The sequence below is a fragment of the Pseudomonas oryziphila genome, from assembly GCF_003940825.1.
GTDB classification, from domain to species: domain Bacteria; phylum Pseudomonadota; class Gammaproteobacteria; order Pseudomonadales; family Pseudomonadaceae; genus Aquipseudomonas; species Aquipseudomonas sichuanensis.
This window is the reverse complement of record NZ_CP034338.1, coordinates 1,421,663-1,437,797: the sequence shown is the minus strand read 5'-3', so window position 1 is coordinate 1,437,797 and position 16,135 is coordinate 1,421,663. Positions and strand designations below refer to the sequence as shown.

Here is a 16,135-nt window from a genome sequence, read left to right as displayed (position 1 = left end):
TCGCACTGCGCATCACCCTCCGTGATGCCGTTGGCAGTTCCAGGCCGGTCTCCGGGCTTGTGAGCGGGCACCTGGCCCTTGCCTGCGCGCCTTCCCGGGTGCTTGCACCCAGTGGCCCTGCGCGGTTTTGCACTCACTTACCGTTGCGGGGGCAGCGCCGGAATCGCGCCTGCTGGCGCCCACCGGCTTCCCAGTTTCACCCTGCCAAACCACGGTTCGCAGGGCACCTGAAACACGCCGCGAAGGTTAGAGGGTTGCACCGGGAGCGTCAATCGAACGTGGGCCGAACTGGCCTGGATCAATGGCCAATCCGTCGGCTTGTGCCACACTGATGGCAGTGATATCACTTAGCCATCAATCTCGCTGACCTCAATGACAATGACAAGGAGCGCCCAGCATGCAAGGCCTGATCATCAACAATACCCACTTCGAGTTCCTGCGCCCGGCGCTGGAGCGCTGGGTCGACTGCATCGATCGTTTCAACCAGCTGCAAGGGGACGCTGACGCGCCCTACTGGCATGGCAGCGCCGCCAACGTCGGCATGCTCGCGGCAGCGGCCTGGCAAGGCGAGCTGGTGGCACTGCAGCAGCACCAGAGCAAGAAGCAACGCGACGAGGGTGAGCGCGAGGGGCGATGCGACCTGTCGATCAGCAACGCCGAAGCCTCTGTGCACCTGCATGCCGGCCAGCGCTGGCCACGTATCGCCCGCCTCGACCTGGCCTCGGCGCTGCAGGAAACCGCCGCCCAGGCCAAGCACATCGGTTATGCCAGCCAGCTGAAGGCCGGCGCGCTGTTCGTCACTCCCTGGAAAACCGGCCAGCACGCCAGCCCCGAAGAGCTTCAGGACCTGGTCGACGACCTGCAGAAGCACACCGCCTGCGCCATCGCCTGGTATTTCCCCTACGCCTACCGCAAGCTGCACAACGAGCTGGGGCAGTACTACCCGGGGGTGGCGCTGCTGCTCAAGCAAGCCTGAGTGGCCGGTTCAGGCCGGACTCACGCTGGCAGCGGGGCTATCAGCCGCAAAGAAACGCTGCGCAAGCCCCGGTGTCTTGAAGCGTGCTTCGTAGGCCTGGGCGTCGAACACCAGCCCCGTGCGCAGATCGTAGAGGGTCCCCGAGGCAGGTTTGGGGATCTGTTGCAGGGTCACATGGATAAAGCGGTAATGTTCACCGTAAACCTGCTCCAGCTTGACGATTCGAAAGTAGCGCCCCGGCAGGAACAGTGTCTCGCTTTCATCCCAGTAAAGGGAAAACGCGCTGATCGGCGTGCCGTCCTGGTACCAACCGGCCGGCAACTCGAACACCACCGAACTGTCGTCGAACAATCCCGGCAGGTTCCCCGGCGCGCTCACGGCCGATCGCGATGCGAACTCGGCAACCATGAAGGGGTTCTCGGTGAATGAGGTCAGGTCGGTATTGACCAGCACATCCCCTACCCTGATCTGGCCGTTTCGATAATTCCCTCCACCCGTGCCGCGCGAGGCATTGCCTCCGCGGTAGAGGCTGGCCCCGTTGTTTCTGGGCAAGCGCTCGAGACTGTCGGCAAGCGCCTGGATGTAGTCGTCCTCGTCCCCATAGCGATAGCTACCCGAACGGAACACATCATTCACCCTGGATTCGTCGCTGGTGTAGTACTCGATCAGGGAGTTGTAGAATTCGCGGCCCGAGCGATACGAGTAACGCGTCTGGCCCTCGACCCGCACACAATCCAGGCCTCGCTCGTCCAGATCAGGGGCTTGGCCGGGGGCCAGCCGTGGTACTTCGCTGGTATCAAGCAATGCTTTATGGCGACGCAACACCTGGGCGGCAACCAGCTTGCTCCGCGTTTCTTCGATGACCATGTGGCTGTCCCAGAAGCGCGAGGTGACGCTGGGCATGCCATCCACGGCAGGCGGCGCTCCGCCAGCCAGCTTCGGCGGCACCAGCAGTTCCCAATCCCCGGCGGCGCTCAGGCGCACCGGATACAGCGGGCTGAAAGCGAAGGGGTTATGAGCAGGTACGATCTGCCAGACGTGCAGGTCGTGGTTGTAGCGCACGCGATAGGACAGGCCATCGAGTTCGATCCAGCAACCGCCATCGGTTGTGACCCTGATACCGCGCAAACGCCCGTCGCTGACCAAATCGCCACTGACGATTTGATTGGATTCGAGGTGTTCCATCGGCTGCGGGGCGGCCTGTGCCACCTGCCAGCGATTCAGATCGATATCCGCCTCGCCGACAGATGATTCATAGGTCAGCGACGCATAACTCGATTGGAACCCCAGATCGACCATGTTCAATGCCGCGAATACCGAGTCGAGCATGGCGTTGCGCAGCGCCGCCTTGCGGCTCTGCTCGTCCGCCGCATGCAGGGACGCATCGACGTCCAGACCCAGCTTGGCGAGACTGGCGCCCAGCAACATCAGGGTCATGGGCCAACCTAGGGGGGCGAAGCCACCGAACACCTTGATGAACGCCGCGAGATAACCGCTCCACATCGCCTTGCGCAACTCGGCGTTGCCGATGATCGCCGACGCGTTGTCACTCATCTCGGTTGTGGCCTGGTTAGCCAGGTGGCTGAAGATATCGGAGCTGACGGTTCGCTTCATGAAGCCGAGCAGGTGCAGGGCCGCCTGATCGCTCGCGCTGCTGGCGATACTCTGCAGGTGAGTCCTGACCGCCTGGGCGCGTGACGGGTCACGCGCGTCGGTATGGGCCGCCAGCACATGGTGAGCCAAGGTGTCGCGGTCCTGCAGCTGCGTACGCAACCAACCTGCCATGGCCAATTCCGAAGCAAAGCCGATGAGCGCTTGCGAGGCCCATGGACGGTAAAGCAGGGTGCGACCGCTGGCCACCGTAAAACTGTAGAGGCAGCCGCGGTCGCCCTGGTCAAGCACATAGCGGTTGACGGAAAAGGGGTGCGTGGTGCTGTCCTGCTCGAGTTTGGCCAGCGTCGGCAGCTCGCCATCGGCCAGGTCGTCAGCGGCCATCGCACGCAACAACGCCCAGTCGCTACGGTTGATGCGTCCTGCTCTCAACGCGCTGGCCCCCTGCCCCAGCACATTCACCTTCGCCAGTGCGCGAAAGTGCCCGGAATAGTTGGCCCAGAAACGCGTGACTGCATCGCGATAGGCCACCGCGAAGTCCAGTGCCCACAAATCCTGCTGGACCTTGCTGCCCAGCATCGCCACTTCATTACGCTCATCGAAGTGGCTGGCGTGTGGCCCTTGGCGATAAAAGCCGCCATAAAGATCAAGCTCGTCCGGTGCGTCCTGAAACCGAGCATCGAAACGATTGATCAGCAACTCGACCAGGTGCATCGATTTGCGCGGCGGCCCGCTGTGCCGCCACCCCGTGAAGCTGTGGCTGCTGCTGGTGGCCCCGTCAAACTGGTGCCACCAGACGAAACGCGGATCGATGGCCTTCCCCGTATGCTTGAGCAGAATGCGCTGCGCATGCTGGCTCGCCAGTACGTACGGGTCGGGATACTCGCGAATCACCTCGTCCACCAGGCGAACCAACGGCCGCCCCGCCTCCACCGCGTCGAGGCTCTGTTCCACGCGCTCCTTGATACTGCTGCTCATAACCCCGCTCCTTGATGTCGTGATCGAACACGCATCCTGGCTGGGCGATGAACCTCGGGGGCGGTAGGTATGTACCTGCGCACTTGTGCCCGAGTTACCCACGATGCCGGGCACAAGTGGCTAGACGCGCCGAAGCGCGTCAGTCAGGGAAGAATCGGTTAGCCAGCTCCGCGCTACCCAGCCGAGCAGCGTAGGCGGCCTTGTCGAATAGCTCGCCGGTACGCAGCTCATAGACCTCGCCGCTGGCCGGTCTCGGCACCTCGCTGAGCCTGACACTGACAAAGTGGTAGTCGCCACCGCGGATTTCCTTGAGCGCCTCGACGCGGAAATACGAACCAGGCAGGAACAGGGTTTCCGCCTCGTTCGGATGGCTGGAGAACGGACTGATGGGGGTGCCGTGCTGATAGCTGCCGGCAGGCAGCTCGAACACCACCGAGCTGTCGTCGAAAACGCCTTCCACCCCGCTGCCCGCCACCAGATCATTGTCGGCGGCGAACAGGCGCACGATGTAGGGGTTTTCAGTGAAGGAGGTCAGGTCGGTGTTGACCAGCACATCGCCCACCTTGAACTGCCCACTGCGAAAATGCGTACCACTGGTACTGCGTGTGCCATGGCCTCCGCGATACAGCGGCACGTCGTTGTTGTGCGGTAGCTTCCCCAGGTCATCGGCGAGGTTGTCGAGGTACTCGACTTCGTCGCCGTAATCGAACTCGCGCTCGCCTTCGCGCAGGAACCGATTGATCTTGGCACCGTCTTCTTCCGTGTACATGAAGATCCGGTGATTGCGGTACTCCCCGTCATGGCGGTAGGTGTAAACGTGCTCGCCTTCACTGTCGATGAAGTCAAATCCATCTTCGTCCACCAGCGGCTCCTGCTCGTCATCCAGCACATCGATTGCCCGCCCCTGCAATAGAGCTCGCTGGCGCGCTCGCGCGGCATTCGACAGGGTCTGGCTGCGGTCCAGGTGGGTGTGCATGTACTCATCCCAGAACGCCGAGGGCTCGCTGGCCAAGCCATCGGTCGGCGCCCCACCCAACAGGCGTGGCGGCACCAGCAACTGCCACTCGCCCGCAGCGTCCATCCGCACCGGGCGCAAGGGTCCGAAAGCGTAAGGGTTTTCCGGAGGTACTATCAGCCAGGACGACAGCTCCGGGCTGAAGCGCACCCGGTAGGGCAATCCTTCCAACTCGATCCAGCAACTGCCGTCCGTGCCGAGCCGAATCCCCTGCAAGCGGTCGCTACCCATTGGCTTGCTGTCAAGCAGCTCGTTGGCCTCATCCCCCGCCAGGCTCGACGTGGGGGCCTGCTCGACCTCCCATTCGGCCAGCGATGCGTCCAATTCATGGAACGGCGCCTGGTAGGTCAGGGACGCCAGGCTGCTGCCAAAACTCACATCCACCATGTTCAAGGCGCCGAAGATCGAATCGAGGATGGCCGTACGCATCGCCGCCTTGCGTTCCTGGGCATTGCGGGCGTGCAAGGCGCCGTCGACCTCCAGGCCGACCTTTGCCAGGGTGGCGCCGAGCAGCACCAGCGACACCGGCCAACCCAACGGCACGAAACCGCCGAACACTTTCAGGAAAGCCCCCAGATAACCCCGCCACAGGGCCTTGCGCAGTTGGCTGTTGTCCACCAGGCGGGCGGCGGTGTGCTGCATTTCCTGCCGGGCATGCTCCACCAGAGCGTCGAGAAGGTGCCCGACAGGGCTGCGCTGCTGCTTGAGCACAGCCAACGCGGCCGCATCGCTCGGACTTTCGCCCAGCGCTTGCAGGGCCTGCTGCACCGCTTGCGCAGCCTCGAGGTCTTGCGGGTCGGCAATCAACGCCTGCTGGAACGCTCCCCGACCCTGAGCCGTGGCCAGGTGCTCGCGCAGCCAGCCTGCCATGCCCTGCAGGTTGTCGAAGCCTCGCAGCGCCTGTTCGGCCCAGGGGCAGTACAACAGGACCCTGGTACCGGGCCCCTGGATTGCATAGATCGCCGCCCCACTGGCGACACCAAGCCCATAGCCGCTTGCACGCAGCTCGACACTCGACTGTTCACGCAGTTGCGCCAGCGAGGGCGCTCGCTCCCCCGCCGACAGCCCCGGCACCACATGAGCGCGCAACTGCGCCGCGTCCGCGCTGTCGATATACCCGCCCCGTTCGGCACGGGCACACTGGCCCAGCAGGTTGACCTTGGCCAGGAGCCTGAAGTCATCTTGGTACGCGGCCCAGAATGCCGATATCTGGCGCCGGTATAACTGGGCGAAATCCAAGGCCCAGAAGTCCTGCTGGACATCGCGGGCCAACATTGGCACCTCGTTGCGCTCATCGTAGGTGTGCGCATGAGGCCCCTGGCGATAGAAGCCGCCATAGAGATCGAGCGAGTCAGTAGCTTCCTGGAAGCCGGGGTCGAAGCGCTCGACCATCAATTCGGTGAAGCGCAGGGACTTGGCGGGCGGACTGCTGTGCGCCCATCCCGTAAAGCTGCGATGGCTGGAGCTGGCACGACTGAATTGATGCCACCAGACCTGCCGAGGGTCCCAGTCCTTGCCGGTATGCTTGCGCAGGATGACCGACGCCTGGGTCACGGCCAGCTGGTATGGATCGGGATAAGCGCTCAGGACCTTGTCGGCCAGACGGGCCAACTCGCGCCCGGTGCCCAATACCTGCAGGTTGCGCTGCAACATGCTTTCGATGCCGCTCATGACATGCTCCTTTCGATGAAGAAGCACGCATCCTTTACCAGCCGCCACGACCATTCGCGGTATATAAAGCGGCCCTCGCCAAGCCTGTGCGTTGAACCGCCCTGCGCCCGCCTCACCCGGAATTCAGGTGGGTAATGAAACGCGCAGGCGCCGGTGCGTTATCGCCGCCTTTCTAACAGAGCGCGTTGATTGGACAGCAGGACTCGTGGAACCGCAAACCGCGAGGTGGCGTATTGGTTGCGGACGATGTGGGCAACCTAGACTGGCGCATCAACAAGGCGCCCTGAGGGGCCCACGGCCAGACGGGTGGCCCGCCGCGCTCAGGGATTCTGCGCCAGATGCCCAGGTGGCAACACGCGCTTGGCCTGCAGATAGGCCTTGGCCCAGTAACTGCTGGAGAGATAGTCCAGGCGCACCGTGCCGCCGGTAGACGGCGCATGGACGAAACGCCCTTCGCCGACATAGATACCGGCATGACTGACCTGTGCCCCGCCATTGGTGGCAAAGAACACAAGGTCGCCGGACTGCAAGGCATTGATGTCCACGCTTGGCGCACGCATGACGATCATGTCGCGCGTGGTGCGTGGCAGGCTGATGCCCGCGGCATCACGGTATACGTAGCCGATCAGGCCGCTGCAATCGAACCCCGAATCAGGGGTGTTGCCGCCCCAACGATAGGGCGTGCCGACCAGGCCGATCGCGCGGAACAGCACATCCTCCGCCGCAGGCGATGCCGCCGGTTGCTGGCTGAAGACCATGGGCTGCTTGACCGGCGCCGGGGCAGGTGCACGGCTGGAGCAGGCAGCAAGCAATGCCGCCAGGGAAAGAAATGCGAAGCGCGCCAACATCGCCATGATGCGAACGTCCTGTCAGACAAGCCCCGGCCACGGCCGAAGATGAAAATAGGTGAGAAATTAGATTAGACGCTTTCTGTAAATGCGCACGGCGGCGAGCTTTTCAGCTACGCCGCCGCGGCAGGGTACAGCATTTTGATATCAAATCAATTGCGCGAAATGGTGGTCGGTGCCATGGCCAGCGCGCGCTTGGCTTCGATGAAGGTCTTGCTCCAGTAGCGATCGCCAAGGCTGTCGATGCGCACACCACCGCTGCGGCGGCTGCTGGAGTGGATGAACTGGTTGTCGCCCAGGTAGATGCCGGCGTGGCTGACGCGGCCGCGACCATTGGTGCTGAAGAACAGCAGGTCGCCTGGCTTGAGCTTGTTGCGCGCGACTTTGGGGGCGTCGACGTTGATCATCTCGCGGGTCGAGCGCGGCAGGTTCATGCCGGCCTCTTCGCGGAACAGATAACCAATGAAGCCGCTGCAGTCGAAGCCTTGTTCGGTGGTGCCGCCAAAGCGGTAACGGGTACCGATCAGCGCCATGCCACGCTCGAGGATGCTGTCGGCCAGCACCGGGAGCTGATAGGGCTTGCTGCTGGAAAAGGCATTCAGGTCATCGTCGCTGGCCAGCTCTTCCTCGGTGAATACGGAAGAAGCGGAAGCCTTGGCCTTGAGCGATTGCTCGGCGACCGGGCGATGATCCTGGGATTGAGTGGTCGGGCCATGAGCGGCGCAACCAAACAGGAAGGTGGCAAGTGCAAGTGGCACGAGGGGTGCGAAGCGCTTCAGCATGGGCACGACCGTGTCTGTAGTCCTTTAGAAGGGGGAAACTATGCCTTCTATCAGAACCATTTGCAAATTTTATCGAAAAACATGTGACTTTTCTGTTTTGCCGCTCTGGCCCCGTGTTTTCAGGGGGTCACCAACCCAGGGTTTCCTTGAGGAACGGGATGGTCAGCTTGCGTTGCGCCTGCAGCGAAGCTTGGTCAAGGCGTTCGAGCAGGTCGAACAGCGCACTCATGCTGCGTGTGCCACGGGTGAGGATGAAGTGGCCGACTTCGTCGGTCAGGTGCAGGCCGCGCCGCGAGGCACGCAGCTGCAGGGCGCGCAGCTTGTCCTCGTCGGACATGCCGCGCATCTGGAAAATCAGGGCCAGGGTCAGCCGCGACTTGAGGTCCGCCAGTTTGATCGGCAGTTCGCGGGGCGAGCTGGAGGCGGCCAGCAGCAGCCGTCGGCCACTGTCGCGCAGGCGGTTGAACAGGTGGAACATGGCCTCTTCCCAGTCCGCCTTGCCGGCGATCACGTGCAAGTCATCGATGCACACCAGTTCGTATTGCTCGAGGTGGTCAAGCAACTCGACGCCGCGCTCCAGCAGTTGCGCCAGCGGCAGGTAGACGGCGGGCTCGCCGCGCTGCTGGAAACGCTGGGTAGCGGCTTGCAGCAGGTGGGTACGGCCAACGCCCTGCTTGCCCCACAAGTAGATGAGGCTCTCGGTCCAGCCGGCGTCGGCTTCGCATAGCCGCTCGACGTAGCCCAATGCCGCGGCATTGGCGCCCGGATAGTAGTTGATGAAGGTGGCGTCATCACGGAGACGCACACCCAGGGGCAACTGGATCGGTTTCATGCTCGCGGGCGGTCGCGGGGACCACAGGGGGCCTTTGGTGAAGAGTGTGCAAAGTCTATACCCGCAACGCGGGCGGCACAATCCGGCAGGGGAAGAGCACAAGTAAAATCAAGCAGTTGCGATGTTCACGAGCCCCTGTGGGAGCGGGTTTTCCCGCGAAGATGACACCTCGGTGCCTGGCACGGGCTATGCCCGTATTCGCGGGTGAACCCGCTCCCACAGGTATCGCGCTAACTTGAAGCAGCATCGTACCTGTGGGAGCTGGCTTGCCAGCGATGAGGCCAGCACTGACAACATAAGACAGTAGCTCCCACAGGTATCGCGCAGCTGACGCGGTCACTTACAGGTCCGGATCGATCGCCTCGCCATACATGCCCGACTCCTTGTAGAGGTCATGCACATGCCGCAACAGCACCATGATCACCGCCGCCACCGGTAGCGCCAGCAGCACACCGGTGAAGCCGAACAGCTCACCACCGGCGAGGATGGCGAAGATCACCGCCACCGGATGCAGGCCGATGCGGTCGCCCACCAGCATGGGCGTCAGTACCATGCCTTCCAGCGCCTGGCCGACCATGAACACCGCGACAATCCCCAACATCGGATACAAATCGCCGCTGAACTGGAACAACCCGGCCACCAGGGCCGCGCCGATGCCGATGATGAAGCCCATGTACGGGACGATTGCCGCCAACCCCGCCAGCATGCCGATCAGCAGGCCCAGTTCCAGGCCCACCAGCATCAGCCCGGTGGAATAGATGACGCCCAGGGCGAGCATCACCAGCAACTGGCCACGCACGAACGCCCCCAGCACTTCATGGCACTCACCGGCCAACCCCACCACCTGCTCTTCGCGCTGGCGCGGCAACAGGCTGCGCAGCTTGGCCATCATCAGGTCCCAGTCGCGCAACAGGTAGAACCCCACCACCGGGATCAGCACCAGGTTGGCCAGCCAGCCGATCAGGGCCAGGCTCGACGCGGTGGCCTGGGACAGCAGTACACCGACGATGTCGGTGGTCTGGCCCATGTGCGCGCCGATGGCGGCCTTGATCTTGTCGAACTTCCAGAAGCCATCGGCCAGGCCCAGGCGGCTTTGCACCCAAGGCAGGGCCACATGCTGCAGCCAGTCGAGCATCTGCGGCGCCAGCTCGTACAAGCGCACCAGCTGCTTGGCCAACATGGGGATCAGCACCAGCAGCAGGGCCATGAACAGCAGGGTGAACAAGCTGAAGACCACCACCACGCCCCAGGTCCGCGACAGCCCGGCCCGTTCGAGGCGGTCGACCAGCGGGTCGGCCAGGTAGGCCAGCAGAATCCCCACTAGGAAGGGGGAAAGAATGTTGTGCAGCAGGTACAGCAGCACGGCGATCAGCAAGGCGGCGCCCAGCCCGATCCAACGACGCATATCAATCATGTCCAAGCCCCCTTACCAGCGAAAACGCAAGCCATCGAACGGCTTGGCTGCAGTGGTAGGGGGTGTCGCGCCCGGCTCGCCCTGGGGCGCAGGTGCCGGCGTGGCCTCGGCAGGCAACTCCTGCAACTTGGCCAGGCCCAGTTGCGCCCGCAGCTGCTCACGGTTGCCGGTGACACCGTAGGTCAGGGTGGCGCCATCGGCCATCTGCAAACGGGCGCCGTAAGGTTCGAGCACGCGGCTCAGTTCGGCATAGCGCTGCAAGTTCATGCCCTGCACTTGCACCTGCAGGTCACTGCTGGCGCCGGGGCGGGTCACATAGCGCGGCGCCAGGCGGTTGCTCACGGCCAGCAGCACGGCATCGGCCAGGGCGGCCTGGTCGGCACCTTCGGCGTTGCCCTGCTCACGCTGGTCGCCCAGCCACAGTTGCCACTTGCCTTGCCACTTGCCGTCGGCCTCATGGGCATGCACCGCCAGCAAGGCATTGGCGCCGTAACGCTCGGACGCCTCGCGCAGCGGCGCAGGGTCATTGCCCTCGAGCTGTTTGGCGTTGGCCACCAGTTGCTCCTGCAGGTCGGCCAGCGGCAGGCGCAGCGGCAAGCCACGGTGCTGGGCGGCACGGCGCAGCGGTTCGGCGGCGGCCTGGCCATCGCCGACCAGGTTGCTGCCCTCGACACTGTCGTAGAGCCACCAGCCGATGATCGACGGCCGGTTGTTGCCCCACAACGCCAGGCCCGCCTGGCGCAGCGCGCGTTCAGTACTGCCGGGGTCGAACTCGACCAGCAGCGCCTCGGGGGGCCCGGCCTCGGTGCCGACCTGATTGATGATTTGCTGGGGATCCTTGCGCAGGGCTGCCAAGGCCGGGCTCTGCGCCGCCTTGGGGTCGCCGGTCAGGCGCAGCACCAAGGTGTCCAGGGCCTTGCTGGTAGCCTGGGCGCGGGCATCGGCGCCCTGCCCTTCGACAGGTTCGCGGACCTGATACAGCCCGGTGACGGTTTCGGCCTGCGCCGCAGCGCCGACCAGCACCAGGCACCCGGCCGCGATGTAATTGAAAAGACGCATTGAGGATTCCTGTCCAGATGACCACGAGCGACGAGCCCGGACCTGCCGGTTGTGACCGCGCAACGCAGAGAAATGCTCCGCTGCCGCGGCCCATTGAGCTCGTCACGATGCCTATACCTTATACAGGCACCGCCGCGGCAACCAGTCGCGCACCGTGAAAGCGCTTTTTTGCCCAGATTTCCGGCCTGCCCGTCGGCCTGAGGATGGCCGCTTCGGGGCAACCCTGATAAAATCGCGCGCCTTCGCAGACCAGTGACGTACAGGCAGCCGCCGCTTTTGAAGCCGGCCTTGGCCGTCCCGGTCGTTTTCCAAGAATCCCTCCCTCTTAAAGGCCTGGATCAATGAGCAAGCAACCCTCCCTGAGCTACAAGGACGCCGGTGTAGACATCGACGCCGGCGAAGCACTGGTCGAACGCATCAAGGGCGTCGCCAAGCGCACCGCACGCCCTGAAGTCATGGGTGGCCTGGGCGGCTTCGGCGCCCTCTGCGAGATCCCGGCCGGCTACAAACAGCCGGTACTGGTCTCCGGCACCGACGGTGTCGGCACCAAGCTGCGCTTGGCACTGAACCTGAACAAGCACGACAGCATCGGCCAGGACCTGGTCGCCATGTGCGTCAACGACCTGGTGGTGTGCGGCGCCGAGCCGCTGTTCTTCCTCGACTACTACGCCACTGGCAAGCTCAATGTCGACGTGGCCGCCACCGTGGTTACCGGCATCGGCGCCGGTTGCGAACTGGCCGGCTGCTCGCTGGTCGGTGGTGAAACCGCCGAAATGCCAGGCATGTACGAAGGCGAAGACTACGACCTGGCCGGCTTCTGCGTCGGCGTGGTGGAAAAAGCCGAGATCATCGACGGCTCTAAAGTCGCCACCGGCGACGCCCTGCTCGCCCTGCCGTCCTCCGGCCCGCACTCCAACGGCTACTCGCTGATCCGCAAGATCCTCGAAGTGTCCGGTACCGACATCGAAAACACCCAGCTCGACGGCAAACCGCTGACCGACCTGCTGATGGCGCCGACCCGCATCTACGTCAAGCCGCTGCTGCAACTGATCAAGAACACCGGCGCGGTCAAGGCCATGGCCCACATCACCGGCGGCGGCCTGCTGGACAACATCCCGCGCGTACTGCCGAAAAACGCCCAGGCCGTGGTCGATGTGGCCAGCTGGCAGCGCCCGGCGGTGTTCGACTTCCTGCAGGCAAAAGGCAACGTCGACGAGCACGAGATGCACCGCGTACTGAACTGCGGCGTCGGCATGGTCATCTGTGTCGCCCAGGATCAGGTCGAAGCTGCCCTGAACGAACTGCGCGCCGCCGGTGAGCAGCCTTGGGTGATCGGCCACATCGCCGAAGCCGCCGAAGGCGCCGCTCAGGTCGAGCTGCAGAACCTCAAGGCACACTGATGCCGAGCAAGACCTGCAACGTCGTGGTATTGCTGTCGGGCTCCGGCAGCAACCTGCAAGCGCTGATCGACAACACCAGCGCCAGTGACAGCCCGGTACGCATCCGCGCGGTGATTTCCAACCGCGCCGACGCCTACGGCCTGGAACGTGCCAAGGCAGCCGGTATCGACACCGCGCTGCTCGAGCACCAGGGTTTCGACGGCCGCGAAGCCTTCGATGCGGCGCTGATGGCGCTGATCGACGGCTTCGAGCCCGATCTGGTGGTACTGGCCGGCTTCATGCGCATTCTCAGTGGCGGCTTTGTACGCCACTACCAGGGCCGCCTGCTCAACATACATCCGTCACTGTTGCCCAGGTATAAAGGCCTGCACACCCACCGGCGTGCGCTGGAGGCTGGCGATGCCGAGCACGGCTGCAGCGTGCACTTCGTCACCGAGGAACTCGACGGCGGGCCTTTGGTCGTACAGGCTGTGGTTCCGGTTGCAACGGACGACACCGAGCAGTCGCTCGCCCAGCGCGTGCACCTGCAGGAACACCAGATCTACCCGCTGGCGGTGCGCTGGTTCGGCGAAGGGCGCTTGCGTCTGGGCGAACAGGGTGCATTACTGGATGGCCAGCCGCTGGCGGCCAGCGGTCACTTGATTCGATCCTAGGAGAATTTATGCGTCGCGCCCTGCTCTTGGCTCTCGCCGTGCTCGCCCTGCCCCTCCAGGCAGCTGATCTGAAGCCTTTCGCGGCCAGCTACACGGCTGACTGGAAGCAACTGCCCATGAGCGGCACTGCCGAGCGCAGCCTGGTGAAGAACGCCAACGGTACCTGGGACCTTAATTTCAAGGCTTCCATGATGATCGCCAGCCTCACCGAGCAAAGCACCCTCAAGCTCGACAACGACACCCTGCTGCCGCAGAAGTACCACTTCGAGCGCGGCGGCCTGGGCAAGGCGAAAAAAGTCGACCTCAGCTTCGACTGGAACGGCAAGAAGGTCACCGGCAGCGACCGTGGCGACGCGATCAACCTGCCGCTCAACCGCGGCGTGCTGGACAAGTCGTCCTACCAATTGGCGCTGCAGCATGACGTGGCCGCCGGCAAGAAGAGCATGACCTACCAGGTGGTCGACGGTGACGAGATCGACACCTACGACTTCCGCGTACTGGGCACCGAGAAGGTGGCGACCAAGGCCGGCCAGGTCGATGCGATCAAGGTCGAGCGCGTACGCGACCCGAGCCAGAGCAAGCGCATCACCGAGCTGTGGTTCGCCAAGAACTGGGACTACCTGCTGGTGCAACTGCGCCAGGTCGAGACCGACGGCAAGGAGTACGTGATCGTGCTGCAGGACGGCACGGTCGATGGCAAGGCGGTCAAGGGCAACTGATCGCTGCCCCAGTAGCACCGGAAGCCCCGCCTTGTGCGGGGCTTCTTTTTGCCTGGGCGTTTCACGTGACTTCATCGCGGGGCAAGCCCGCTCCCACGCGCCATGTGGTTCCCATGGGAGCGGCGGTGCGCCGATGCGACTTGCCCCGCGATGAGGTCATTGGATGAAACTTGTTTCATCGCCGTTTAATTTACTTAGCCTGCTAACAAATTCTATAAAGAAGGCCTGCGACACAGTGCCGCAGCCCATCAAGCAGTGGAGTTTGACGATGACAGTTCAAGTAACCGAACGCGACGAATCGAAAATGTCCCACGAAGGCCTGGCCGCTGGCGTGCGGATCTGGGACGTGCACCAACAGGGCCAACTGGTCGGCATGTTCCACGAAGAACACCTGGCCCAGCAGTACCGCAGCGAACTGGAAATCCTGGAAAACCAGCGCACCACCCAGTGACACCGCCTTCAAACAAAAAAACCGCCTAGGCTAATGCCGGTCAGTTAAGCCAATTGGGGCCGCTTTGCGGCCCTTCGCGGGTAAACCCGCTCCCACAGGTTTCGCGCCAGTTTCAAGCATTGCGCAATCCTGTGGGAGCGGGTTGACCCGCGAAGGGCTACAAAACAGCCCCATGAGTGTCGATGAAAGGTTAACTGACTGACATTACCGCCTAGGCGGGGTTTTTCATGCTTACCACATCAGATCGTCAGGGATCTTGTAAGCGGCGTACGGATCATCCTCGTCCGCCTCTTCGACATGGGTGTTGAGCAGCAGGATACGCTGCGGGTCGCGTTCCTGGATCTTCACTGCCGCTTCACGCGGGATCACTTCGTAGCCGCCGGCATGGCCGACGATCGCCAGCGCACCGTTGCTCAACTTGCTGCGCATCAGGGCGTTGACGGCGATGCGCTTGACCTTCTTGTCATCGACGAAGTTGAAATAGTCCTCGGTGGTGAGCTTGGGCAGGCGGGTGGCCTCGATCAACTGCTTGATCTGCGCGGCGCGGGCTTTCTGCTCGGCCTTTTCCTGGACCTGGCGGTTCAGCTCCTGGTCTTTCCTGGCCTTTTCGGCCAGGGCTTCCTTGGCCAGGCGTTGCTGGCTGTCGTCCACCTCGACCTGGCCTTTGTGCTCCAGGCGCTTCTGTTTTTTCTCAGCCTTGTTGGTCTGGGAAACCTGTTTCTGGTTGACCAGGCCGGCTTTGAGCAACTGGTCGCGAAGGGAAAGGCTCATGGGTGTCTTTACTCACTTATGCATCGGCTCAGCCACAGCTGGGCAGGTTCTTTTCCTGACGCTTGGCCTCGCCCCATAGGGCGTCCAGCTCGTCGAGGGTACGATCTTGGATGTTCAGGCCCTGCTCGCGCAATGCCTGTTCGATAAAACGGAAACGCCGCTCGAATTTGCGGTTGGCGCGGCGCAGGGCGTTTTCCGGGTCGTGCTTGAGGTGCCGGGCCAGGTTGACGGTGGCGAACAGCAGGTCGCCCAGTTCGTCCTCCAGCGCATCGCTGTCACCATCGGCCATCGCCTGCAGCACTTCGTCGAGCTCTTCGCGCACCTTGTCCAGCACCGGCAGCGCGTCGGGCCAGTCGAAGCCGACCGTGGCCGCGCGCTTTTGCAGCTTGGCGGCGCGGGACAGTGCCGGCAGTGCGGCCGGCACATCGTCGAGCAGCGACAATTGCTCGGGCTCGCTATTTTCGGCACGTTCTTCGGCCTTGATCTCTTCCCAGCGCGACTTGACCTGGGCCTCGCTCAACGAGGGCGTATCGACCGGAGCATAGAGCTCGCCGGTGGGGAACACATGGGGGTGGCGACGAACCAGCTTGCGGGTAATCGAGTCGACCACGCCGGAGAACTCGAAACGCCCTTCTTCTCGCGCCAGCTGGCTGTAGTAGACCACCTGGAACAGCAGGTCGCCCAGCTCACCCTGCAGGTGGGCGAAATCACCCCGCTCGATGGTATCGGCGACTTCGTAGGCTTCTTCGATGGTGTGCTGGACGATGCTGGCGTAGTCCTGCTTGAGGTCCCACGGGCAGCCATATTGCGGGTCGCGCAGGCGGGCCATGAGGTGCAGCAGGTCGTCGAGGGTGTAGGTCATGAATGCAGGTCCTTCGGCGGCGCCTGCTTCGCGGGTAAACCCGCTCCCACAGAGGTTTGCGACCTACCTGTAGGAGCGGGTTTACCCGCGAAG

Annotated in this window: 14 protein-coding genes and 1 riboswitch; of the genes, 5 read left to right on the top strand and 9 right to left on the bottom strand. The window is 63.4% G+C overall.

The genetic code is table 11. The features are described from left to right. Positions 1-25 precede the first annotated feature (25 nt). A riboswitch (cobalamin riboswitch) is annotated at positions 26-246 on the bottom strand. Positions 247-397: 151 nt separating this feature from the next. Then, on the top strand, positions 398-976 hold the full coding sequence (locus tag EJA05_RS06790; protein WP_125857727.1) for a hypothetical protein: 579 nt from the start codon (positions 398-400) through the stop codon (positions 974-976). Positions 977-985: 9 nt separating this feature from the next. Here the strand turns inward: EJA05_RS06790 and EJA05_RS06785 are convergent, their stop codons facing one another. The 7 genes from EJA05_RS06785 to EJA05_RS06750 form a co-directional block, all read right to left on the bottom strand. Continuing rightward, the gene (locus EJA05_RS06785; RefSeq protein ID WP_125857726.1) at positions 986-3,565 is read right to left on the bottom strand and encodes a dermonecrotic toxin domain-containing protein; all 2,580 of its coding nucleotides are present in this window, start codon (positions 3,563-3,565) and stop codon (positions 986-988) included. 139 nt (positions 3,566-3,704) lie between these two features. Next, a complete protein-coding gene (locus EJA05_RS06780; RefSeq protein ID WP_125857725.1) occupies positions 3,705-6,251 on the bottom strand; it encodes a dermonecrotic toxin domain-containing protein in 2,547 nt (848 codons plus the stop codon). Between the two features lie 320 nt (positions 6,252-6,571). Continuing rightward, positions 6,572-7,105, bottom strand: coding sequence for a C40 family peptidase (locus EJA05_RS06775; RefSeq protein WP_125462987.1), 534 nt, complete (start codon positions 7,103-7,105; stop codon positions 6,572-6,574). Between the two features lie 146 nt (positions 7,106-7,251). Beyond that, complete coding sequence (locus EJA05_RS06770) at positions 7,252-7,881, bottom strand: C40 family peptidase (RefSeq protein WP_125857724.1); 630 nt, start codon at positions 7,879-7,881, stop codon at positions 7,252-7,254. 127 nt (positions 7,882-8,008) lie between these two features. Beyond that, on the bottom strand, positions 8,009-8,713 hold the full coding sequence (gene hda, locus EJA05_RS06765; protein WP_110993035.1) for a DnaA regulatory inactivator Hda: 705 nt from the start codon (positions 8,711-8,713) through the stop codon (positions 8,009-8,011). Positions 8,714-9,053: 340 nt separating this feature from the next. Then, the gene (locus EJA05_RS06755) at positions 9,054-10,127 is read right to left on the bottom strand and encodes an AI-2E family transporter (RefSeq protein WP_125857722.1); all 1,074 of its coding nucleotides are present in this window, start codon (positions 10,125-10,127) and stop codon (positions 9,054-9,056) included. Between the two features lie 12 nt (positions 10,128-10,139). Further along, a complete protein-coding gene (locus EJA05_RS06750; RefSeq protein WP_125462984.1) occupies positions 10,140-11,186 on the bottom strand; it encodes a DUF2066 domain-containing protein in 1,047 nt (348 codons plus the stop codon). A gap of 341 nt (positions 11,187-11,527) precedes the next feature. Between EJA05_RS06750 and purM the strand changes: the two genes are divergently transcribed. The 4 genes from purM (at position 11,528) to EJA05_RS06730 (ending at position 14,409) form a co-directional block, all read left to right on the top strand. Beyond that, entirely contained in the window at positions 11,528-12,586 is a 1,059-nt protein-coding gene (gene purM, locus EJA05_RS06745; protein ID WP_125857721.1) for a phosphoribosylformylglycinamidine cyclo-ligase, read from the top strand. Then, a complete protein-coding gene (gene purN / locus EJA05_RS06740) occupies positions 12,586-13,239 on the top strand; it encodes a phosphoribosylglycinamide formyltransferase (protein WP_110993031.1) in 654 nt (217 codons plus the stop codon). The genes purM and purN overlap by 1 nt, the downstream gene beginning before the upstream one ends. Positions 13,240-13,247: 8 nt before the next feature. Continuing rightward, positions 13,248-13,958: a DUF3108 domain-containing protein gene (locus EJA05_RS06735; protein ID WP_125462983.1), complete on the top strand. Its 711-nt coding sequence runs from the start codon at positions 13,248-13,250 to the stop codon at positions 13,956-13,958. A gap of 268 nt (positions 13,959-14,226) precedes the next feature. After that, entirely contained in the window at positions 14,227-14,409 is a 183-nt protein-coding gene (locus EJA05_RS06730; RefSeq protein WP_125857720.1) for a hypothetical protein, read from the top strand. Between the two features lie 231 nt (positions 14,410-14,640). Here the strand turns inward: EJA05_RS06730 and EJA05_RS06725 are convergent, their stop codons facing one another. Both EJA05_RS06725 and mazG read right to left on the bottom strand, forming a co-directional pair. Then, a complete protein-coding gene (locus EJA05_RS06725) occupies positions 14,641-15,180 on the bottom strand; it encodes a DUF2058 domain-containing protein (protein ID WP_125462981.1) in 540 nt (179 codons plus the stop codon). A gap of 28 nt (positions 15,181-15,208) precedes the next feature. Then, complete coding sequence (mazG, locus tag EJA05_RS06720; RefSeq protein WP_125462980.1) at positions 15,209-16,042, bottom strand: nucleoside triphosphate pyrophosphohydrolase; 834 nt, start codon at positions 16,040-16,042, stop codon at positions 15,209-15,211. Positions 16,043-16,135: the final 93 nt, after the last annotated feature.